This window comes from Methanosarcina sp. 2.H.T.1A.6 (genome assembly GCF_000979455.1).
Taxonomy (GTDB): Archaea; Halobacteriota; Methanosarcinia; order Methanosarcinales; family Methanosarcinaceae; genus Methanosarcina.
On sequence record NZ_JJOY01000034.1, the window covers coordinates 15,002 to 36,482 of the forward strand.

A 21,481-nucleotide genomic window follows, 5' to 3' on the forward strand; every position below is an offset into this window, starting at 1 on the left:
TGTTCTGTATTTTGTTCTGCGCTTTTACTTAAGATTTTTACTTCAGACTTTTAGACTTCAATTTATTCTGCTGAACCCTGCTTAAAAGCGATTCTCTGCGGTGTAGGTAATAGTTTTTGTGCCATTTGCAGGAACCGTCACTTTGAACTCAATGGTAAAAGCATCAGTTTTCCGGTACTCATCTGAAGTTTCCAGGATTTCCCATTCTCCGTAGAGATGTTCCACGACAGTCACATTCTGGGGTTCGGACTTGCTGTTGTTAATTTGTATCTCGTAGCTGACTCTCTCTACGTTATCACTTATACGCTGGTAATCGGTCTGGTTTCGTGTGACTGTAAGGTCGAAGGCTGAACCGACAGTCAGTTTGAGTTCCTCGCCCAGAGGGGTATGCCCTATACTGTCTTCACCCAGGAACTGGAGTTCGTCTGCAGAGTCGGTATTATAAACTCTTACGACACCTGCCGGAAGAGGCATACCAGGTCCGGTTTCCTTTGAGTTTTCAAAGGTAAGGAAAATTCGGACTCTCTTACTCAGAGAACTATCATAGATGAGCTCCTTTTCCACAGGTACGGAGTCTATAGAGAAAAGTGAAATCTGCTTTTCCTGATTGTTTTTCAGAGTTGCCGGCCTGTCGAGGGTATAGAGGTGATATTCGGAAATTGACTCTTCGACAAAGGGAGCAACTGATTCTTCTTCAGCTACAGCTCCTTCGGTACGTTCTGGCAGAGGCCGTACAGGGGGAGACGCACGGTTTAGTTCTCCGGAGACAAGTTTCAGGGCTGCATTTTCATAGGTAATCCCTGCCCTGTTGTCAATATTAGCCCAGCCCCTGATATCAGCTTCGGTGTCATCGGCATTACTTTTCAGGACATAATTTGCTTTCCAGCTTAGACCTTCTGTCAGGTAGGACGTAAGGAGTTTGCGCGTTCCAGAAACAGGGGAATAAATCTGCCAGATAATAGTCGGTTTTGTTGAAAGTTCCGACGCATTCTGCAGTTCTATCCTGGAGACATCCTGAAGCACTATAGCTTCACCAGTTTCAGTTTCCAGGACGACACTCCCGCCCTCATGGCTGAGCAGCCTGCCTGTGTAGACATCACCGTTTGTGCCCGTTACTGTAATCTCCCTGCCAAGGTACTTTTCAAGTAATCCGGAACTGCTCGCAAGGTCATATTCATAGTTCTGTTCAAGCACCGTCACCTCCCCGCCCTCAGGGTCTTCGACCAGAACCGATGAAGGGATAATTCCGGAAGCAATGTCCGTATATTCTACCCGGTTAGTCCCCCTTTCAAGCTCCATATCTCGCCTTTCTTTTACAAGGGCAAGCCCCTGTTCATAAATTGTAAGCTCCATATCTCCGGCTTCAACTGCTCCTGAAGCCAGAATTTCCGGAGGATCTGCGGCTGGAATTTCCTCAGAAATTCCCGGATCTGATCCGGTTTGATTTTTGTCACTGCCAGACACATTTGCCTGAGCAACACCTTCCGGATAGTGAGGCATATAAGCTGAAAAAAGTAATACGAATGCGATAAACACTAAAAAGAGCCATAGAATGTGTTTCTTCACTCCCATAGTATAATCATTGGGGGTTCGGATTTATATAGATATGATTTTATAGAAATTTTCGAAAAGATGCAGTGCCAGAACTGCGATTCGAAGTTTACTGCCCTTCCAGAATTTCATCTTATGAATTATTTACTTAATTTCCTACTGGATACCGGACAAACATCGCAAGAATCGGACACAATGTCGTTGGAATAATCAACAGAAACATCGCATCAAAAAGCGACCCCATCACATCAGCAGCCAATCCGATAACCGCAACTCCTACTCCTCCAACACCCATACAAAGCCCTAGAATAAGACCTGATGCGAAAGCGACGTTTCCGGGTAGAAGTTCCTGCGTCATTGTGACCGATGTCACATAGCAGAAACAGGCAAAAAAAGAGTACATCATGATCCCAAAGTACATCAGCCAGCCGTCAGCAAGAAAAATCAGAGCAAAAAGCGGCACTGCAAATAAAAGACCCAGGACCAGCATCAATTTACGCCCGAAACGATCTGAAAAATATCCTCCTGCAATCTGACCCCCAACTCCAAAAAACAGCATAATCGTTACAATCAGGGATGTAGTCACCGTATCAAAGTCCTGAGATTCAAGAGTTAGAAGTGTCGGTAGATAGGTAATCAGTCCCACATATGCCCAGGCTCGAAGAGAACAGATTATAACAACCAGCCCTGCAGGAATCCACCAGAATTTTTTCCTCTCCAACGGATGACTTATAACTGTCTTTGCGGGCTTTTCAAAAACTTTTTCATCCAGATATCTGAGGTCATTTCGGTAAATCCATGCCGCCCCTATAATACCCGGAATTACCATCCATACAACTGATGAAAGACCGGCAAATTCAATCAAAACCCCTGCAATAAAAGGTCCAATAGAGTAGCTGATGCTGCCGCTGGTTGTGAATATTGAATTGTACATCCCCCTTTTCGCCGGGGGGCTTAACCGGTAAACCAGATCCATTGCGGATGGATGAAACAACGCATGACCAATTGCAGCGCCCATTACCATCATGAGAAGGAGCAAATAATTGTTTGTGAAAACGGTAAGACAGATACCTAAACTGCCAATTGAAACACACAAAGGAACACTTGCACGCCAGCCGGTTTTATCGCTGTAGAGGCCGACAAACGGCTGGGTTACTGAGGATACCACATTAAATGCGGTGACAATAAGACCCGCAAGAAAATAGGACAAGCCCATCGTATCAATCAGGAGCGGAAGGATAATCGGAAGTATAGGAGTATAGAGGTCTATTAGAAAATGTCCGGTGATCGCTCCGGCGAGTTTTTTGCTAACAGTTGCAGTAATGGTAATCCCTTCCTGGGAATATTTTATTTTTTAACCCAAATTTGACAGAAGCACACATTTTATAATGTTGAAATGGGCTTCATGCTTCTGTTTTCTTAATACAATTCAAAGTTTTGTCTTGCATCTTATGATTTTTGGACGTTTTTTAATTTACTAAAACGTAGTGTGTCAATGCAACGTGTTTTGTGTAAGAAAATACTGTATTAATTAGCAGAATCTGTCAAATTAGGGTTTTAATATGTAAGGAGAAGAAACTTATCCGGTTGAGGCAAAGTCCAGAGAAGATACTTGCTAAAAACAAAATCATACTCTCCATCTTTAAGAGGAATTTCTTCTGCATCTCCCTGCACTAACAAGATATTTGCTTCCTTTTCTCTGGCATTTGCAGCTGCTTTTTCAAGCATACATTCTGACAAATCGACACCTGTTACATCGTGTCCCATGGCAGCAAGAGAGATGGCAAGAATCCCATGACCTGTTCCAACTTCCACTGCACGGACTTTTTTATCCGTTAGCAGAATTTCAGATAAAATGGATTTCCAGAGATCTATTTCCTCATCCATACAATGAGCATATTCTGTGTGATAATCAGAACTTCTGAAGTCCCAGTATTCCAATATTTTATCTTTATTTTCTGTCACCTCAATCGTTCAAGATCATTTTTTGATGTAATCTTCTGCAAAGTAAGACCATATTATCATTCAGTATTACAATTTATAAAAATATTGCATATATGCCACCATAATTAACAATATACAAATATATATGCATTTTATTTCATAAATAAAATTTAATAGATAACAACTAAGTTATATATATATTCCGTATAGTATTAAAAATAGTAAAAATGAATAAAGGCGATTTAGATGGAGAAAGCTGTGTTAGGAAAAGAGATTAGAAATTACTGGGATGAGGAACCTGATATTACGACTATAGCGTAAACCATGGAATGAAAACGTACCGGGAAATCAGTCAGTCAACGGACAGATGCATGATTTTGGAATGAAGAGCAAATAAAAACCTTCTTATTTTTTTGTGCTTTTAGTTCAGCTCTGACGGTTAGCGCTTATATCTCCCGAATTAAACTCAGTATTTTTCAAAATAATAGTCTGATTAAACCCGGCAACACAATATCTTTCAGATCAACGATGCAGCTTACTGGATAGTTCCTAATTCAAAAAAAAATTGCATTTTATCACACTACCTATGAAGATATAGAATAAAATCACGCACTTTAAATATACATTCTACATAACTTAGTAAAAGATAGTATCAAAAATATACTAGATATTTATGCACATTGGTGTTAATGATGAAATTCAACATACAAAAAACAAAACTCTCCTTCCCTGCCATTACCTTAATTCTGATTGTTGCACTGCTCTGTGCAGGATGTGTTGAGACTGAGGGGACTGAAGAAAAAGTCCTCCACGTAGTTTTTAACGAAGGCCCCGATACAGGCGGCAGTCTTGACCCTGCTAACGGCTGGACAGGGTGGTATGTTCATCAGGCAGGCGTCTATGAAACTCTGTTCTACTATGACGCAGATATGAATCTCATGCCCAAACTTGCATCCGGCTACAAACAGTTAAACGATACAGAATGGGAAATCCAGCTTCGTGAAGATGTAGCTTTCCACGACGGAACAAAAATGGATGCGGATGCGGTACTGTTTTCAATGAACAGAGTACTTGATCCCTCAAACAGCAGATCATACGAGTACTCCTTTATCAAAGATGTACGAAAAACTGGTGAGTACACCATTGTAATCGAAACTAATGATGTTTATGCTCCGCTAATTGCATCCCTTGTAGACCCGATCATGTCTATCATCAGTCCCAACATTGTTGACGCAGACAAACAGCCGGTTGGAACTGGGCCATTTATGTTTGTTTCCTTTGAACCAGGTACAAGCCTTGAAGTAGTAAAGAATCCGGATTACTGGGACGGTGAGGTCAAAGTTGACCGTATACTTATACAGTACAACAAAGACAGCACAGCCAGAACTCTGCTGATAAAATCAGGAGATATAGACATTGCCCGAGATCCCCTCCAGAGCGAGTATTCAGCACTTCAGACCAATCCTGAGATAAACGCCATTTCCAAAGAAACACTAAGAACGTACTTCCTGTATATAAATGGCGGCAAAGCACCATTTGACGATTTCAGAGTCCGCCAGGCCCTCTCCTATGCAATTAACCGCCAGGAAATCGTGGATACAGCACTTGAAGGGGTTTCCGGCCTTCCGGCAACAGGCATATTTACAAATACCATGCCATGGAACGCAAACGATCAGATCGAATCCTACGAATATAACCCTGAAAAAGCTCTGGAACTCTTCGAAGAAGCAGGAATCACGAAAGGTACAGATGGCAAACTCTACTACAACGGTGAACCGTTCACCATTGAAATCCAGACCTACACAAAACGTGCAGCTCTTCAGCCGAGTGCAGAAATCATCGCCTCACAGCTGGAAGACATTGGCATCACCACAACTGTGACAATTCTGGACAGTGCTGCCCTTACAGCAAATGCTGTTGCAGGAACGTATGACTTTTCACTTGCCGCGTGGAGTACGGCACCGACCGGAGATCCTGATTACTTCCTCTCGCTCCATTACCTCTCAACCGGAAACTATGCATCCAAATGGCTCCGCTATTCCAATCCTCAGGTAGATGAATGGATTCTTGAAGCAAGAACCGAACCTGACGAAGAGAAACGTGCAGAATTGTATGACAAAATCCAGATACAGATTCAAGAAGATGCAGCAATACTGCCTGTATTCTATGCCAACGAAATCTATGCACTGTCATCAGATGTTGAAGGCTTTGTGATGTATCCAAATGAGTATACAATCATCACCAAGGATATCGGATTTGTGTAAATTTGTTGAGAAGGCGAAGAAAAACTGCCGTTGCAAACAGCAGTTTTGATGTTGCTTGGAGAAAGGTATGCTTCCGAGGGAGAGATCTGCAAAGGAGATAACTTTCACGGGGAAGTTCTGGCTTCTCTCCCCCCAATCTCAAAGGTTTTGAAATTTATCCAAACGAATACACGTTCATTACAAAGGAAATGGAACTTGCCTGAGGGTTAAAAAATGAAAGACAAAATTACAGAACACTGGAATAAGATTAGTCCAAATTACCGGAAGATGTATCATGACCACCTTGATGAAGAGATTCTCCTGATGCAAAACCTTTTTTTAGAGAGGCTGCCAGCAGATAAAAAACTCAATGTCCTTGATATCGGGACAGGGCCTGGCATCCAGGCATTTGTTTTTGCCGAAATGGGGCACAATGTCACTGCTCTTGACATCTCAGAAGAGATGCTCGCACGTGCAAAAGAAGGGGCAAAGAACCGCAATTTGTCAATTAAGTTTGTTGAAGGCGACGGAGAAAAACTGTCGTTTGAAGACAATACGTTTGATGTTATCGTAAACATGCACCTCCTCTGGACGCTCACAAATCATGACAAATTCTTCAATGAATGCCAAAGAGTCCTGGTACCCGGGGGCAGGATTCTTGCAATCGACGGGCAATGGTTCCAGCCAGGATACGTTCCAGACAAAAATTACAACCCTGAAGAAAGAAATCACGATGAGTTGATTGAGTATCTTCCGCTTTATGACAGAAACTCGCCTGAAATGATTACAGCCATCATGGAAAATAACGGGTTTTCGGAGGTCTCCTGGAAATCTCTTCCCGAGTATGCCGAGTATATGAAAAGATGCGATCCGGAAGGTTATGACTACTTATCTATCCCGTACCTTGCCACCGGAATAAAATGTTGATGAAAAGCTGAAGTTTTCCAGAGGCACTGTAATGCTGAAAGATTATTTCATACGCCGGGCTCTGTATCTCATCCCGGTTCTCATATTTATCTCATTTATGAGTTTCTCACTCATCTATATCGCCCCGGGCGACCCGGCAGAGATTATGATGACGAGTCCCTCGGGTGGATATGATGAGGCAGCTGTTGAAGCGTTCCGTATAGCCCACGGGCTTGACCAGCCATTTTACATCCAGTATCTGAACTGGTTCAAAGGCGCTGTTGTAGGAAACTTTGGCTACTCATATATGAGCGAACAGCCGGTGTTTGAAACTGTTCTGAACGCATTTAAAAATACGCTGACACTTTCCGTTCTTGCCCTTGTAATTGCTCTTGTTATTGCCATTCCGTTTGGCGTAGTTTCAGCTCTGAAACATAACACGGTTGTTGACGATGCCTGCCGATTTTGTGCTCTCTTCGGGGTATCCATTCCGAATTTCTGGCAGGCCTATATGATGATAATTCTTTTTTCGGTAATCCTTCACTGGCTACCTCCATCCGGGTTCGGGCACGGGACAGAGATCAGCTACATGATTCTGCCTGCGACTGTCCTTGGAACAGGGTCGGCCGCTGTAATGATGCGGATGATCCGTTCAAGCATGCTGGATGTCATGGGGAAGGAGTACATCCAGACCGCACGTGGGAAAGGACTTTCGGAAAAGATCGTCATCATTAGACATGCTTTGAAAAACGCGCTTGTTCCGGTTATCACAGTGATTGGGCTGTCGATTGGTTTTCTCTTAAACGGCTCGGTTGTTGTTGAAACAATTTTTGGATGGTCGGGTATTGGAAATCTTGTTGTGGACTCAATTCTTTCCCACGATTATATGATGGTACAGGGCTCTGTGCTCTTTGTTGCCGTCATTTTCCTTTTGATCAACTTCTTTGTAGACCTGGTCTACGTTTGGGCGAACCCGGAGATACGATATGATAGAAATTCTTAAAAATCGGCAGATTATTCTCTCCCTGATAATCCTTGGAGGGCTTATCTTCATGGCCGTGTTTGCCGGGGTTTTAGCCCCATACGACTACAAGGAAAAGGATCTGCAGAACCGTCAACAGCCTCCGTCTTCGGACCACCTGTTCGGGACCGATCACCTCGGCCGTGATATCCTGACAATGGTGATGTACGGCGCACGAGCATCCCTTTTCGTCGGTTTTGCGGTTGTCAGCGTCTCGCTTGCAATCGGGGTAACACTTGGCGTTCTGGCAGGATATTACGGCGGGTGGCTGGATGAGATTATCATGCGGCTGACGGATAGTTTTCTTGCTTTTCCGTCGATGTTTCTGGCACTTGCAATTACAGCGTTTCTGGGACAGGGAATGGAAAACATGATGCTTGCTTTAATTGCTGTCGAGTGGACAGTGTTTGCGAGAGTTGCACGCGGTTCAACACTTGACGTCAAGACAAAAGGCTATGTCCGGGCATCCCGCTGGGTCGGGGCTTCAAACAGTTATGTGATGATAAAGCATGTTCTTCCAAACATTATCTCTCCGGTTTTGATTATGGCATCGATTGGAATAGGAAACGTGATTCTGGCAGCGGCCGGTTTAAGTTTCCTCGGGTTTGGAGTGCAGCCGTCAACACCCGAATGGGGTTCAATGCTGAATGCAGGACGGACATATTTCTCAACTGCCCCCTGGCTGATGTTTTTCCCGGGTCTTTTGATCATGATGACCGTGCTTGCGTTCAACTATTTCGGCGATGGGCTGCGGGATGCCCTTGACCAGAAGATGAAAAATCTTGAGCTTGAAGGGAGGTTCTGATATGTCTGATGTGTTGCTGAAAGTATCCGGGGTTTCCGTATCAATCCCAACCGGACAGGGAGCAGTTCATGCGGTTGATGATGCGGCTTTTTCGATTAACAAACATGAGGTGTTCTCACTGATAGGGGAATCCGGGAGCGGCAAGTCAATTCTTGGCCAGGCAATAATGCGGCTGCTTCCCCCGAATGCGGTGTTTTCCGGAAAAGTGGAACTTGGCGGTATGGAAATATCAGCTCTTTCCGAAAAGGAGATGCAGAAAGTCCGCGGCAAAACGGTTGCATCAATTGCCCAGAACCCGTATCTTGCGATGAATCCTGGAATCAGGGTGGGCACTCAGATTGCAGAGCCGATGAGGGCCCATCTTGGAATGAGTAAAGAGGAGGCAAAGGCCAGGACATGCCGGGCTCTGAAGTATTTTGATATAATCCCTCCTGAAGTGCGGGAAAGGGAATACCCGTTCCAGTACAGTGGGGGAATGCTGCAACGGGCGATGGTTGCAATGGGAACGGCTGCAGATCCTGAACTGATTATCGCTGATGAACCGACAAAAGGCGTTGATGTGCTGAAGAAGCGCAATATTGCGGCAATTTTTCAAAAGGTTGCCTCGGACGGCTGTGCGTTTCTTTTAATTACACATGATGTCGGTTTTGCCCGGGCGATGTCGGACAGAATCGCGGTAAATTACTGCGGGCAGATAATTGAGATTGCAGGAAGGGATGCGTTTTTCAAAGAGCCTTTGCATCCGTATTCACAGGCGCTTTTAGATGCGGTGCCGGAGCGCGGCATGCACCCGATTCCGGGCTCTTCACCTTCGATGATTGAGGTGCCCGAAGGATGCAGGTTTCATCCTCGATGTCCGTATAAAACGGACAGGTGCCTGACTAATCCGCCGGTTGTAAAGCTGGAGGGAAGATGTGTGAGGTGCTGGATTTATGCTTAAGGCAGAGAATCTGCGTTGTGTTTACACCTCAGGCCTGATTAAAACCGTCAAAAAGACAGCAGTCTGCGGGGTTGATCTTGAGATTTGTCCGGGCGAGACAGTGGCTATTGTCGGGGAGTCGGGGTGCGGGAAGTCGACGCTTGCAAAGATGCTTGTCCAGCAACTTGAGCCTACTTCCGGGGAAGTGTTCTTCGACGGGACGAAACTGACGGGGATGAACTGGAAGAATCTCCGGAAGTTTATGGGAAAAATCCAGCTGATCCCTCAAAATCCTGATGATGTGGTTGACCCGAGATGGACGGTTGAGCGGTCGGTTGCTGAACCGTTTGTGATTTGCGGAGGTTTTTCCAGAGAGGAGATTTCGGCAAATGTAGCTGCCCTGTTTGAAGAAGTGGGGCTTTCTGCAGAGCACAGGCCCCGATATCCGCATGAGTTGTCAGGAGGAGAACTGCAGAGGGTAGTAATTGCCAGGGCGCTTACTCTGAAACCTGAGCTGCTGGTCTGTGACGAGGCGACCTCGATGCTTGATGTGTCGGTGCAGGCGTTTATTGTGACGATGCTCAAAGAGATTCAAAAAAAACGCGGTCTAGGACTGGTGTTTATTACGCATGACCTGGAGGCAGCGAAGGCTGTTTCGGACCGGGTACTGGTGATGTATGCAGGTGAGATTGTTGAGGAGGGGAAGGATGTGTTTGATCGGCCTCTGCACCCGTATACGCGTGCTCTTATGGACGCGGTACAGTATGCGTCGCTTGAAGTTGTGCTGCCGGAGGATGTAGGACCACTGCCTGATGGTTTTTCGGGATGTTCCTACTACAAATTGTGCAGAGAGAGAACGGAAGCGTGTAAAGAGTCGCAGAAACTACGGAATGTCTCCGAGAGATTGGTGAGGTGCTGGAAAGCAAAATGACTGCAATCCAGACACTGTTTTATCCATAGAACTTAAGTGTGCGATGCAGGGAAAGAAAAACTAAGGGGATTATCTTTTGGATCCCGGAATAAATCAACTAATTGATCAGAGACGACCGATTTTCAGAAAAAGGTATAAAGAGCCGGCTTGAAAAGTAAAGGGGTAAAAAGCCCCCCCAAATTATTTATCTGATTTTTTCCATCAAGCCGGAGTCCGGAAGATTTTCAGGCATTTCAGCCTAAGAACTTAACATTGTCGGGAATTAATAGCTGCCAAAAACTCAATATCTGTGTCCCACTGTGAAAGAGACTTTTTTCGAACCATCTGCAGGCACGGTCACTTCCCATTCGGCAGTGTAAGCATCCGTCTTTTCATAAGTATCGGAACTGGCGGTAATCTCCCAGTCTCCGTAGAAATGTTCCACAATCCTGATTTTCTGTGCTTCAGGCTTATGGTTATTTAATTCAATTTCATAGCTTTCCCGCCAGACATTAGTGCCCACCTTTTTGTAGTCGGTCTGAGTTCTGGTGCCGGTTACATCAAAAGCGCTTCCGACAACAACTTTGACTTCCTCATCTTTTGGGGTGTGGTCTATACTGTCTTCTCCGAGGAACTGGAGCTGCCCTTCGGAATCAGCTTTATATACCCTCAAAACTCCGGCAGGGAGAGGCATTCCAAGGCCTTTTTCTTTTGAGTTATTCAGGTTCAGGACTACCTGTACCTTATCGCTTTTTGAAACATCAAAAATAAGTTCCTTTTCCACGGGCACGGAATCTGCAGAGAGAAGGGAAAGCTGCTTGACCTGGTTATTTTTCAGAGTAGCCGGCCTTTCAAGGGTATAGAGATGATACTCAAAGAGGGATTCCTCAACAAAGCTGTCCTTTGCACCGTCATACATTACTTCCTGCTCTGCAACCTCCTCAGTATAACGAATCGGCTGCGGTACAGCTATACGGTGAACTTCACCTGCAACGAGCTTCAATTTGGCATCCTCATAGGTGGTCCCTGCCCCATTGTCGACACTGACCCAGCCCTGGATATCAGCCTTTGTATCATCTGCATTCGTCTTTACGATGTAGTCTGCCCTCCAGCTCATGCCGTCCGTAAGATAGGAAGTAAGGATATCCCGGCTGCCTGCTACAGGAGAATAGACCTGCCAGACCAGAGTGGGTTTTGTAAGCAAGTTTGCAGAGTCAGGGAATTCCACTCTTGAGACCTCGGAAAGAGTTACAACCTTCCCATCACTTAACCTGAGCACTATCCCGCCGTCATAGCTGAGAAGAATTCCTGTATATGTATTTCCTTCTTTTTCGGTTACAGTAATCTCCTTGTCCAGGAATTTTCCCAGAAGCTTCTGACTACTCACAAGATCGTACTCATAGTTCTGTTCAAGCACAGCAGTATTTTTGTTCTTTGTGTCCTCAAACATTACAGAAGTCGGGTCAATGAGAGCAGCAACATCCGTATACTCAACCCTGTTGACCCCGATCTTTAAATCGAGTTCCCTGCGTTCTTTTACAAGGGCAAGGTTGTCGTTATAAACCGTAACCTCGGTAGCTGCATCTGTCGCCGCAGCCCCTGCCGTAAGCAACTCCAGGGGATTTGAAGGTTTGATACTGGATATTGCACTGGAAGAGGATTCAATACCATTAGCAGCGATTTCATGCTCATCAACCTGAACCGTGACTTCAGCAGCTCCAGGGTATCCAAGCGCTGCAGCTGTGGCTACAACCCCGATAAAAGCCAGAAAAATCCATAGATAACTTGTTCTTGTTCTCATAACAGTAAAATAAGCAACTGTATTATATATATGTGGCTTTGACTACGGATTCATTCGAAGTCATCCCTCTAAACCCCTGGCTTTTTGAAGCCATAAGGTGCGAGAAGTCCCTCAAGACACTGGAAATTAAATAATCCCTCCGGATTTAATGAAAATAAGTCTGAGAACAGTTACAATAATATATACCAGTACAGCATATAGAATTTGAGACAGATGACCAATAAGCCCGAAAAAACTAAAGGACTTGTTTTCATGAAAACTATTGAGACCCTTAAAGTAAAAAACCGGATCAAACTCTCAAATTTTATCTCCGGTCTTATACTTATCCTATTTTTTGCAGTAACTATACTTCCAGTTTCAGCTTCTGGAATCGAGGCTAACAGGGAGATTTCTGCAGGAACGGTTTATGCAGGCGGAACTTTCACAGTAACCGTGCACATACAGACAGACCAGTATATTGAAGCCCCTACTCTTGATGAAAACCTTCCTGAGGGATTGTCCATAAGCATAGTTGAAAATGCCGGGGCTACGCTCCAGAATACCGAAACTTTCAAAGAGTCTACCCTTGAATGGATCTGGGTCGAGAGCCTTCAGGCAGGTGGGGAAAAAACTGTTGTGTACAGGGTTACAGTGCCTTCAACTGCGGAACCTGGAAATTTCACAATTTCGGGTAATGTTTCTGCGTATTCCATCTCCGCTGTTCCTGTTACAGGAGCTTCGGAAATAATAATCACATACACTCCTCCTGAAGCTAAATTTTCCGCAAACCCCCTCTCCGGCACCGCGCCTCTTACAGTCCAGTTCACGGATTTATGTACAGGCAACCCGGATTCCTGGGAGTGGGATTTTGATGGAAACGGAAGCATCGACTCTTTGGAGAAAAATCCGGCATGGAACTATGAAACCCCGGGTACCTATACTGTCACCCTCAGGGCAGCTAACACTACCTACGGAAATGATACTGAGACAAAAGAAAGTTACATCCGGGTTATGGAGAAAACCGCGTCTTCCGGAGGAAGCGGAGGAAGCAGTGGAGGAGGGGGCGGAGGTGGAGGTGGAGGCTCTCCGGAATCAAGCAGAAACATAGAGCTCAAGGAGCTTTCAAATGAGCAGGTCTTCAAAGGAGTCCACGCCTGCTATACCTTCAAAGGAGAGACAAACGAAATAGTTGCTGTGGAGTTTGACCCGAAAAAGAACTTCGGCAAAACAACCACAATTGTGGAGATGCTAAAGAACACGTCCGCAATAGTAAAAGAGCCTGCCCCCGGAACCGTTTATAAGAACCTGAATATCTGGGTAGGAAACAGCGGATTTTCAAGCTCTGAAAATCTTGAAAATGCCCGGATAAGCTTCAGAGTAAACCGGACCTGGCTTTCCGAAAACGACATCAGTGAAAACACAATAACCCTTTACAGGCACAATGAAAATACGTGGAACGCGCTGCCCACAACTCTGACCGGAGAAGATGAAGATTTCTTCTACTTTACAGCAGAAACCCCGGGATTTTCGCCTTTTGCGATTGCAAGCCCTGAAAAGAATACAAAACGGATTGAAATCACCCCTATTAGAAATAAAGAAAGTAATGTCATGAGCGCGGGAGAAATATCCGGAGAAGAAAGTGAAGAAAATCTGGCTTCGGATAAAGAAAAGGAAGATGAAGATGCTCCGGGAGCTGGAGTCTCATTTACGGCAGCCGGGCTTCTGGCATCATACGCAGCCCTGAAGAAAAGGAAGATGAAATAAATATCTAAAGACCAGGAAGGTTCGGAGAAACCTTCCTTCCCAAGTTTCGCCTCGCCTGAATTGCGTCTCGCCCGAATTGCACTTTGGAATCACAGTAAATCGAATATTTTTGAGGAGTTGCGATGTAATCACAACAGTACGCTGTCCGTTTCAGCAGAGTTGCGGCTCTGCAGTACGCTGCCCTTTTCGCTGCGCTCAAGAGGGCTAATCTATGGGTTTTAGCAGTGAGCTTCACTCGCTCAAGAGGACTAAGTTACAAATATTTATGACCAATACAACGTCATTCGCTGTTTTAAGTCGTTTTTGTCACGCTCGACGCAGGAGAGCGGCCTTCAGACAAAAAAGAAGAGAAAAGACAAAAAAGAGAAAAAAGAGAGAATCCAGAAGTAAGAGCGAACGACAAAAATGTGTTGAATACAAACAAAATAAATACTGCCTGCAAAACACTCTTTTTCAAATATCTTTTTTATTGTTTTTATATTTTTTTTCAAATTTAGTTCTTCTTTCTTTTTTTGACCGGCCGCCAGACAAGCTGGCGGAGACGTTCTATAATCTTTGAGTTGAAAACCAGCTTCCGAAACCAGGAAAAATATTTATCAGGCTGGGAGGAGGATTTCTACCAATATCAAATATATCCGCACTTTTCAAGCCAGGTAAGAGACCTTATCCATTCCCCTTTTGGCTCCCTTGAAGTGCCAACGACAAGCCGCTTCTTATCCCCGAATTCTTCAACCACGCCGCGGGCTTCTATAATCTCCCCTGGGAGAGCCTGGCCTGCATAGGTGTGGGTATAGGAGAGCACATGGTCGATTTCGTCGTGTTCTACTTTGTAGTAAGAAGGGCTGTCAAAGGCAAAGTCAGCGTTTTTGACCTCGGCTTCGATTTTCATTTTGACGGTGTCTTTTCCCCGCTGGAGAGGCTCTTTAATCTGGTCCCATTCCCGCACGAAAAGGAGGTCGAAATACGTGCCCTCAACCATGCCGCGGTTACCTTTCCTGGACTCGTGAAACATGAATTCGTCAAAAGAAATCTCAGGGATTCTTTTCCTGTAGATCCTCTGCCACATTTCCTCATCGATCTCTTCTATAGGCCCTTCCTGCTGTTTAGCAGCGGTTATAGCGTCTCTTGCCCTGAACCACATAGGGCCGTAGACAACAAAATCGACATCTGAACTTTCATTTTGCAGGCCTGCAAGCATTGAACCCGTAACTCCCATACTTGTCCTGGGAATTCCTGCCATATCAAGCACCTTTACGATTGCCCTTACACGGCTGTCAGAATTCACAAGTTCCGGGATGCAGTCAGAGGGGCGAAGCACCTGCTTTACCTCGGACTCCGGGACAACGTGCACGTCCTGCACCCATTCAGGCCTGTTTTGTTTCATGAAATCGAAAGCCGGACCAAAATCGTATTTTTTGTACCGTTTCCCGTTTAACTCTCTCTCCCCGTTTTCATCAGGAACATAACGGAGTGTGGATCTTATTCCATCGTTACGGAAGTAGTCAGAAACCGCAAAAAGCCAGTCATCGTTTGTAAGAAGAAAATCTCTGAGGCGTGTTTTAAGCATTTTATATCATCCCTGGAGCCTTTAAAGAATAATCGAATTTAACTGAACTTAACTGCCGCCGATCGACCTTCAGTTAATAATGACTTAATAATGACTTGATAATGACTTGATAATGACTTAATAATGACCTGAAAGTGGCCTTAATAACGGCCTTAAAAATGACAGATTAATAACCCTTTAACTGCCAATACTTTAACTGCCATTATTTAAAAATAAACAGCATGATAAAATGTATTGTACCATTCATGTATTTAACTGTCAGTATTTAAATTCTTAATTAATGGGTAAGAAAATGGAGTAATATATACCTGGAGTAATATATACTGAAGGAGTAAAAATAAAGGAACTGAAAATTATCGAAAAAATAAACGGAATAAGCTGCATGTGCAGAAAATCCGAGGTAATATTTTTGAGAAATGATCCGAGTGCAGAAGCGCTTGAAGCCTGGATTATCCGGCTAAGGCGAGAATTTCACCGATACCCCGAACTCAGTTTCAAAGAACATGAAACCCAGAAGAGAATCCTGAAAATTCTTGGAGAACTGGGAATAGAAGCCAGGAAGATTGCGGATACTGGCGTGCTTGCAAGCATCCGGGGCACAATGCCCGGCCCCTGCATTGCCCTGAGGACGGATACTGACGGCCTGCAGGTCCAGGAAGAACTCACAGAAAGAAACAGGGACTATATTTCCGGAAACGAGGGAATAATGCATGCCTGTGGGCACGATGGTCACATGGCAATGCTTTTTGGGGCTGTGCGGCTCTTTTTAGAAAAAAGAGACTTTCCAGGGGAAGTCCGCCTGATCTTCCAGCCTGCAGAAGAGATCCCTCCAGGCGGCTCGGAGAGGGTTATTGCCGAAGGAGGGCTAAAAGGCGTGGATGCAGTTATGGGCATGCACATCTTTACCAACCATGAATCCGGAAGCGTGGGTTTTCGCCCCGGGCCTTTTATGGCAAGCACAAACCGTTTTGAAATCACCCTTAAAGGGAAAGGGGGCCATATCTCAAAACCTGCAAGCTGCATTGACCCTGTCAGGATGGCAACGGACTTCATAAGCAGCATCTACCCAGCCCTTGAAACGCGGCTTGAACCGGATAAATATGTCCTGGGGGTCGGAAGAATCCAGGGTGGAGCCCAGTTCAACAGGACTCCTGACAGTGTAGAGATTCTGGGAAGCTATCGGACATTTGACAGCGAGACTACAGAAATTATCGACATGACAATAAGAGAGTGCCTTGATAGGGTAAAGGAAAGATACGCAAAACCCGGGGAAGAGTTCACAGGGCTTCCGGATTACGCACTTGATATCCTGCACGGTTATCCGGTCCTGGTAAATGACCCTGATTTCACAGGTGCGGTTAACTTAAAACTTCAGGAAAGTTTTCCTGAGCTTACAGTCTATCCGGAACTGGAAAAGACCTTTGCTGCCGAAGACTTTGCAAGCTATCTTCAAAAGGTGCCGGGAATCTTTATTTCACTGGGCACCCGGAACCCGGAAAAAGGGATCGTGGAGATCAACCATTCATGCACGTTCGATATTGATGAAGATATCCTGCTCACAGGTACTGAAATTTTCTACACCATTTCCCTGGACTTCCTGAAGCATCCGGAAAAATATCTCAAACCTCAAAAGTAAAAGAGGCCTCAGGAGTACCTCAAAAAACCTGAAATTAGAAAAAACCTGAAATCCTGAAGGAACAGGTAAGAAGGAACAGGTAAGGAGGGGCAGGCAAGGAGGGGCAGGTAAAAAGGAACAGGTAAGGAGGGGCAGATAAATACAGGAAACTGCCCATTTAAAATAAAGGAGAAAACAAATGATAATCCAGAGGTACGATGAATCCAGAAAGGAAGAAGTCCGTGATGTCGTCCTGGAAGTCCTGCTTGAACACGGCTTTGAGTACGACAGGCTTAAAGATTCTGACCTGAATGACATCAATGGCTACTATTTTGCAAAAGGAGGAACTTTTTTTGTAGGCCTGGAAGACGGCAGGGTGGTGGGCACGGCAGGAGTCCGCAGACTTAATGGAAAACACTGCGAAATCAGGCGCATCTACCTTAAAAGGGGCTTCAGGGGAAAAGGTAATGGAGAAAAACTTTTTCTGGCTGCTATGGATTTTGCCGAGAAAAACTGTTCGGGTGCCGTGCTTAAAACCGATTCAACCCTTAAAAAAGCTATAGACATGTATCTCAAGCACGGTTTTACTTTCGTAAAAGAGGAAGAAGGATACCTGTACTATGAAAAACAGTTTTAAAAAAACTGTTTCATTTTCCCGGTAAGCTGCAGGTCCCTCCATCCCTTTTCTCAAGAGCCTGAAGATATTCAAGCACAGCAAGCACAAAAGCTGAGTGAGACCAGGCAAGCGGCAGGACTGAAATGGATCTGCCTTTATCGTCCACCTGTTCTGACATAAGGCCTGTCGGGTGGGTATGAGCTGCGCACCACTCCAGAAGCTCAAGGGCTCTTTCCAGGTTTCCGGTTGCAGAGTGCCACTGGGACAGCCAGAGGGTACAGATAATCCAGCTGTTCATGTAGCCGTAGTAACTGTCATGGAGATATCGGGCGATTCCTCCTGAGGGGCGCAGAAGTTCACGTTCGATGGCTTCCATTGTCCGGACAACCTTCGGGTCATCTGGCGGGAGGAGCCCGAAATACCAGACCGCAAACACCGAGGAATCAAGAGTAGGGTCGTCGAGGGAACGCCGGAACCGCTTGAGTTTATCATCATAAAGCCTCTCGAGGATTGCCTGTTTAATGCGGTTTGCTGCTTTCCCCCAGACTTCTGCATTGTCATAATCTCCAAGGGAACGAGAGAGTTCACATGCCCCGTAGAGGCCGGCATAGACGGTGCATGCGCTGTAAGTATGCACGCCTTTTCGCTCTTCCCAGAGGTCAAAGCTCGAAATGGGAAGCCCGGTTTCTCTGTCCAGGGCTTTTGTAAGGTAATTGGCTGCGGGAAGGACAAGCCCTCTGTAATACCTGCCTGTAGTCCAGACACTCCTTGCAAGCTCCCAGTTGTTGTAGAGGGCATAGAGGGGAAGCCCTGTTTCATCAATCTGGACCATGGGCACGGGATGCCAGGTACTCCCGAAATCTCCTGCGGGGGTATACTTGTGAAGGAAGTTGCCTCTATGTGTGATGGTCCTTGAGAAAAACTCAAATATCTCCGTACTCAGGTGGTGGTACCGCGCCCGATCAAGCGCCAGGCAGACCCAGGCTGCGTCTCTGGGCCAGCAGTAGGAATAAAGGTCTGCCCCAAACTGCTTGATATCCGAATCACATGACGCTATCACCGAACCCGTAATATCCATATGGGCGACAACTGCAAGGAGGCTGCGGTAAAAGCACTTTGAGACTCTTTCCGGAAGCTGCGGCATCCAGGCAAACTCCGGAAGGACGGAAGCCCTCTCGACAAAAGAGTTCCAGAAATTGAAGCTGTGGTGGAAAAGAGAGCTTCTTCCGGCTGCCTTTACTCTTTTATGAATCTTGAGCACATTGCAGTACTTTTTTCCAAAAACGACCCAGAAATGAACCCTTGTTGACTCTCCGGCTTTCAGTTCAGGCAGGGTCCAGCCAAGAGTTGAATCTACCGAGCCGTGGGCTACGGGGTTTCCACTGAGACTTGCATCATCTTCCATGTCTTTCCAGGTGCCTTCAAGCCCTTTCCACTCCGCAGTCCCTACCGCATGCTGGTCAAAGGGAGGGTCACTCGCATGCAGGAAATAACGATCGCGCTTGTAATGGATAAGGGTCTGTTTATCAATTACAGCGGTTTCTCCGATCTTGTTTTCAAGGATCCGGTAGTTCTGGTTGGAAAAAATACGCAGGTGCTTGGGAGAATTCGAGATATTTTTTATTTCATAGGTCCTGTAAAAAATGTTCACAGACGGATGGACAGCCTCCCAGACCGTAACCTGGAGCCCGAGCTCAGGGTTTTCGAATACTGTTTCCCCTATATTTGAAACAATTTCCATGAAGATTTCAGGAGTTTTTTCATTAGCCGCCTCTTCTTTTTCTACCCCGGTCTCCTCCCGCGTTCCAGACATTTCAAGAACCCGGCTACAGAAATTTTCTTTGAAATCTGATTTGTACCGCTGCCGGATCTTCCAGTTTTCAAGCCAGCTACAGTAAAGGGAGTCGAGGTCACATACGCCGACCCTTATAGAGTTCCCGTGATTCTCAAGCCCTACATATGGGAAATAGACATCCCTTATAGTCCCTTTCTCATCTTCACAAATCAGGATTTTTCCATTTCCGAAAATCAGCGGCCTAATTACGGACACCTCCGACTCTATATTCAATTATTTTGAATTATATTCTGTGCTCTTCTTAGATCAGATTCTATCATGAGGAATCAAAGCAAAAATGAAAAATCAAAGCAAACCGGTTGAACCGCTTTTTAAATTCTGCTGGTGTGCTGAGCATGCTCTGGGTTTAAGTTCGAAAATTGCAGGATGTGCCTCAGATGACCAGAGAAATCGAATCTATTATTGAATTTAAGTCCTTATCAGAATTGAATATATCGCTGAAATATTTAAGGGAAAGGAAAAATCTGTGAAAATTACAACTTTAGCCTTAAAATCTATCATCCTCATGAGCGACAGTGTAAAATAGTTTAGATGCATACTATGAAGATAGAAATTACATGCATTTGCTGCACACGATTTTTATCGATATAGCGTGATCAGCCTGTTGAGATAAATTTAATTTCTTGTTAAAGATATATATAAAATTCATACGAAAGTTTATATTTAGTTGTGTTCTTGATAGTATGGCTTATAAAAACGAAGTCTTTAAAGAAAGTATCCACATACAAAAATGTGCGTGTCTACTATGGTTTACGTAAAAAAAATATGTCCCGTTTGTGGGAAAGAATTCTTTGTCCTCAAGAGTGCCGAGGAAAAGGCAATATACTGTACTCTGGCGTGCCTGACAACAGCTCAGGATAAGTTTGAACGCCGGGGCAAAGCCTTCCCAGGCTTTAGCTAAGCATTCTTATTTAAGACAAAAGAAGCAAAGAAGCTGAAAGGGAAAACACCCGCAAGAAGGGAACGTTTTTCCGTCCTTATTTATTTTTAAAATATTTTATTTTCCAGCGACTTTTCTTGCGATCTGAGTTACATGTCTGCCCTGATAACGGGCCATTGCAAGTTCATTTTCTGAAGGCTGGCGGCTTCCGCCATGTCCGGCAATTGTTGAAGCTCCATATGGGCTGCCACCTGTAATTTCATCCATTCGTGTCTGCCTTTTTTCAGCATATGGAAGCCCTACAATTATCATTCCAAGGTGAAGCAAGGTAACATGAAATGTGAGGATTGTGGATTCCTGCCCCCCATGCTGAGTTCCGCTGGAAGTAAAAACACTTCCTACCTTTCCCACAAAAGCATCCCGGCTCCACAGCCCTCCGACACCGTCAAGGACTGCACGCATCTGGGCAGTCATATTTCCGTAGCGCGTAGGAGTTCCGAATATCAATGCATCGGCTCCAGCCAGTATATCTTCATGCATTTCCCGGGTCAGGACAGGGATATGGGCAAAAAGCTTTTTCGTTTCTATTGCCCCCATCTTTTCCAGGACTTCATCCGGAAGGGTTTCAGGCACCTGGTAAATTCCTACCTCAGCCCCTTCAACTTCCCTTGCTCCAGCAGCAACAGCTTCTGCCATCCTGTAGACATGCCCGTACATACTGTAAAAAATTATATTTACCTTAACCATTCAATCCCTCTATCAAAACCAGTTACAGATATCACCAGGCTGTTTGAATTCCAGATATCAAGCGTTTTTGTATTCCAAAATGTACTGATATGATCCGTTAGTTCGGGAAAATTCCAAACTCCCCCCTTAAAAAGAGTTTTCTGATAGATTATATAGCTTGTTAACAGAAGCTATAGCTTGTTAACAGATGTCCGGATCCTTTTCTTTGCTTTATGTTCCAGGTTCTCCGATCTCCCTGCTTCAAACGGCACTGCAGGAAATATGCGGGGCTCCTCTCCTCCTTATAGCCGGGAAGTATCAAAATAGTTATTAGGAGATATGGTGTATTAGCTGGGCATGCCCTCTCTTTCTATCGTAA

The 21,481-nt window shown here is 45.1% G+C and carries 17 protein-coding genes; 10 read left to right on the forward strand and 7 right to left on the reverse strand.

Features of this window, described 5'->3' with window-relative positions; translation table 11 throughout:
* Window positions 1-81: 81 nt before the first annotated feature.
* The 3 genes from EO98_RS10125 to EO98_RS10135 form a co-directional block, all read right to left on the reverse strand.
* A complete protein-coding gene (locus EO98_RS10125) occupies window positions 82-1,572 on the reverse strand; it encodes a DUF4139 domain-containing protein (protein ID WP_052734569.1) in 1,491 nt (496 codons plus the stop codon).
* Window positions 1,573-1,699: 127 nt separating this feature from the next.
* Entirely contained in the window at window positions 1,700-2,902 is a 1,203-nt protein-coding gene (locus EO98_RS10130) for an MFS transporter (RefSeq protein WP_048142554.1), read from the reverse strand.
* A gap of 206 nt (window positions 2,903-3,108) precedes the next feature.
* Complete coding sequence (locus tag EO98_RS10135; protein ID WP_235283809.1) at window positions 3,109-3,438, reverse strand: class I SAM-dependent methyltransferase; 330 nt, start codon at window positions 3,436-3,438, stop codon at window positions 3,109-3,111.
* Window positions 3,439-4,184: 746 nt separating this feature from the next.
* Here EO98_RS10135 and EO98_RS10140 point away from each other — a divergent pair.
* The 6 genes from EO98_RS10140 (at window position 4,185) to EO98_RS10165 (ending at window position 10,320) form a co-directional block, all read left to right on the forward strand.
* On the forward strand, window positions 4,185-5,759 hold the full coding sequence (locus EO98_RS10140; RefSeq protein ID WP_048142552.1) for an ABC transporter substrate-binding protein: 1,575 nt from the start codon (window positions 4,185-4,187) through the stop codon (window positions 5,757-5,759).
* A gap of 213 nt (window positions 5,760-5,972) precedes the next feature.
* A complete protein-coding gene (locus EO98_RS10145) occupies window positions 5,973-6,665 on the forward strand; it encodes a class I SAM-dependent methyltransferase (protein ID WP_048142550.1) in 693 nt (230 codons plus the stop codon).
* A gap of 31 nt (window positions 6,666-6,696) precedes the next feature.
* Window positions 6,697-7,647, forward strand: a complete 951-nt coding sequence (nikB, locus tag EO98_RS10150) for a nickel ABC transporter permease (RefSeq protein ID WP_082098563.1) — start codon at window positions 6,697-6,699, stop codon at window positions 7,645-7,647.
* A complete protein-coding gene (nikC, locus tag EO98_RS10155) occupies window positions 7,631-8,470 on the forward strand; it encodes a nickel transporter permease (protein ID WP_048142548.1) in 840 nt (279 codons plus the stop codon). Before nikB ends, nikC begins: the two co-directional genes overlap by 17 nt.
* A 1-nt stretch (window position 8,471) precedes the next feature.
* Entirely contained in the window at window positions 8,472-9,410 is a 939-nt protein-coding gene (locus EO98_RS10160) for an ABC transporter ATP-binding protein (RefSeq protein ID WP_082098564.1), read from the forward strand.
* Window positions 9,403-10,320 carry an ABC transporter ATP-binding protein gene (locus EO98_RS10165; RefSeq protein WP_048142547.1) on the forward strand — a complete coding sequence of 306 codons (918 nt, stop codon included), beginning with the start codon at window positions 9,403-9,405 and terminating at the stop codon, window positions 10,318-10,320. The genes EO98_RS10160 and EO98_RS10165 overlap by 8 nt, the downstream gene beginning before the upstream one ends.
* Before the next feature lie 280 nt (window positions 10,321-10,600).
* On the opposite strand, the gene EO98_RS10170 is transcribed toward EO98_RS10165, so the two are convergent.
* Window positions 10,601-12,100: a DUF4139 domain-containing protein gene (locus EO98_RS10170; protein ID WP_048142545.1), complete on the reverse strand. Its 1,500-nt coding sequence runs from the start codon at window positions 12,098-12,100 to the stop codon at window positions 10,601-10,603.
* A 213-nt stretch (window positions 12,101-12,313) separates the two neighbouring features.
* Between EO98_RS10170 and EO98_RS10175 the strand changes: the two genes are divergently transcribed.
* Entirely contained in the window at window positions 12,314-13,843 is a 1,530-nt protein-coding gene (locus EO98_RS10175; RefSeq protein WP_235283808.1) for a PGF-pre-PGF domain-containing protein, read from the forward strand.
* 625 nt (window positions 13,844-14,468) lie between these two features.
* On the opposite strand, the gene EO98_RS10185 is transcribed toward EO98_RS10175, so the two are convergent.
* Window positions 14,469-15,410 (reverse strand): nucleotidyltransferase domain-containing protein, encoded by a 942-nt coding sequence (locus tag EO98_RS10185; protein WP_048142541.1) that lies wholly within the window; start codon window positions 15,408-15,410, stop codon window positions 14,469-14,471.
* A 409-nt stretch (window positions 15,411-15,819) separates the two neighbouring features.
* Here EO98_RS10185 and EO98_RS10190 point away from each other — a divergent pair, with 409 nt between their 5' ends.
* Entirely contained in the window at window positions 15,820-17,046 is a 1,227-nt protein-coding gene (locus tag EO98_RS10190; protein ID WP_369799040.1) for a M20 family metallopeptidase, read from the forward strand.
* A gap of 178 nt (window positions 17,047-17,224) precedes the next feature.
* The gene (locus tag EO98_RS10195; protein ID WP_048142538.1) at window positions 17,225-17,662 is read left to right on the forward strand and encodes a GNAT family N-acetyltransferase; all 438 of its coding nucleotides are present in this window, start codon (window positions 17,225-17,227) and stop codon (window positions 17,660-17,662) included.
* Window positions 17,663-17,672: 10 nt separating this feature from the next.
* Here EO98_RS10195 and EO98_RS10200 read toward each other — a convergent pair whose 3' ends face one another.
* On the reverse strand, window positions 17,673-19,691 hold the full coding sequence (locus EO98_RS10200) for a glycoside hydrolase family 15 protein (RefSeq protein WP_082098565.1): 2,019 nt from the start codon (window positions 19,689-19,691) through the stop codon (window positions 17,673-17,675).
* Window positions 19,692-20,232: 541 nt separating this feature from the next.
* Between EO98_RS10200 and EO98_RS18750 the strand changes: the two genes are divergently transcribed.
* The gene (locus tag EO98_RS18750) at window positions 20,233-20,397 is read left to right on the forward strand and encodes a hypothetical protein (RefSeq protein ID WP_156164122.1); all 165 of its coding nucleotides are present in this window, start codon (window positions 20,233-20,235) and stop codon (window positions 20,395-20,397) included.
* Window positions 20,398-20,493: 96 nt separating this feature from the next.
* Here the strand turns inward: EO98_RS18750 and wrbA are convergent, their stop codons facing one another.
* Window positions 20,494-21,123, reverse strand: coding sequence for an NAD(P)H:quinone oxidoreductase type IV (gene wrbA / locus EO98_RS10205; RefSeq protein WP_048142536.1), 630 nt, complete (start codon window positions 21,121-21,123; stop codon window positions 20,494-20,496).
* Window positions 21,124-21,481 lie beyond the last annotated feature (358 nt).

What these genes read in the sequence shown, in the direction of transcription:
- EO98_RS10125 (WP_052734569.1), bottom strand. Translation starts at nt 1,572, where the DNA reads ATGGGAGTGAAGAAACACATTCTATGGCTCTTTTTAGTGTTTATCGCA.
- EO98_RS10135 (WP_235283809.1), bottom strand. Translation starts at nt 3,438, where the DNA reads ATGGATGAGGAAATAGATCTCTGGAAATCCATTTTATCTGAAATTCTG.
- EO98_RS10140 (WP_048142552.1), top strand. Translation starts at nt 4,185, where the DNA reads ATGATGAAATTCAACATACAAAAAACAAAACTCTCCTTCCCTGCCATT.
- EO98_RS10145 (WP_048142550.1), top strand. Translation starts at nt 5,973, where the DNA reads ATGAAAGACAAAATTACAGAACACTGGAATAAGATTAGTCCAAATTAC.
- nikB (WP_082098563.1), top strand. Translation starts at nt 6,697, where the DNA reads ATGCTGAAAGATTATTTCATACGCCGGGCTCTGTATCTCATCCCGGTT.
- nikC (WP_048142548.1), top strand. Translation starts at nt 7,631, where the DNA reads ATGATAGAAATTCTTAAAAATCGGCAGATTATTCTCTCCCTGATAATC.
- EO98_RS10160 (WP_082098564.1), top strand. Translation starts at nt 8,472, where the DNA reads ATGTCTGATGTGTTGCTGAAAGTATCCGGGGTTTCCGTATCAATCCCA.
- EO98_RS10165 (WP_048142547.1), top strand. Translation starts at nt 9,403, where the DNA reads ATGCTTAAGGCAGAGAATCTGCGTTGTGTTTACACCTCAGGCCTGATT.
- EO98_RS10170 (WP_048142545.1), bottom strand. Translation starts at nt 12,100, where the DNA reads ATGAGAACAAGAACAAGTTATCTATGGATTTTTCTGGCTTTTATCGGG.
- EO98_RS10175 (WP_235283808.1), top strand. Translation starts at nt 12,314, where the DNA reads ATGACCAATAAGCCCGAAAAAACTAAAGGACTTGTTTTCATGAAAACT.
- EO98_RS10185 (WP_048142541.1), bottom strand. Translation starts at nt 15,410, where the DNA reads ATGCTTAAAACACGCCTCAGAGATTTTCTTCTTACAAACGATGACTGG.
- EO98_RS10195 (WP_048142538.1), top strand. Translation starts at nt 17,225, where the DNA reads ATGATAATCCAGAGGTACGATGAATCCAGAAAGGAAGAAGTCCGTGAT.
- wrbA (WP_048142536.1), bottom strand. Translation starts at nt 21,123, where the DNA reads ATGGTTAAGGTAAATATAATTTTTTACAGTATGTACGGGCATGTCTAC.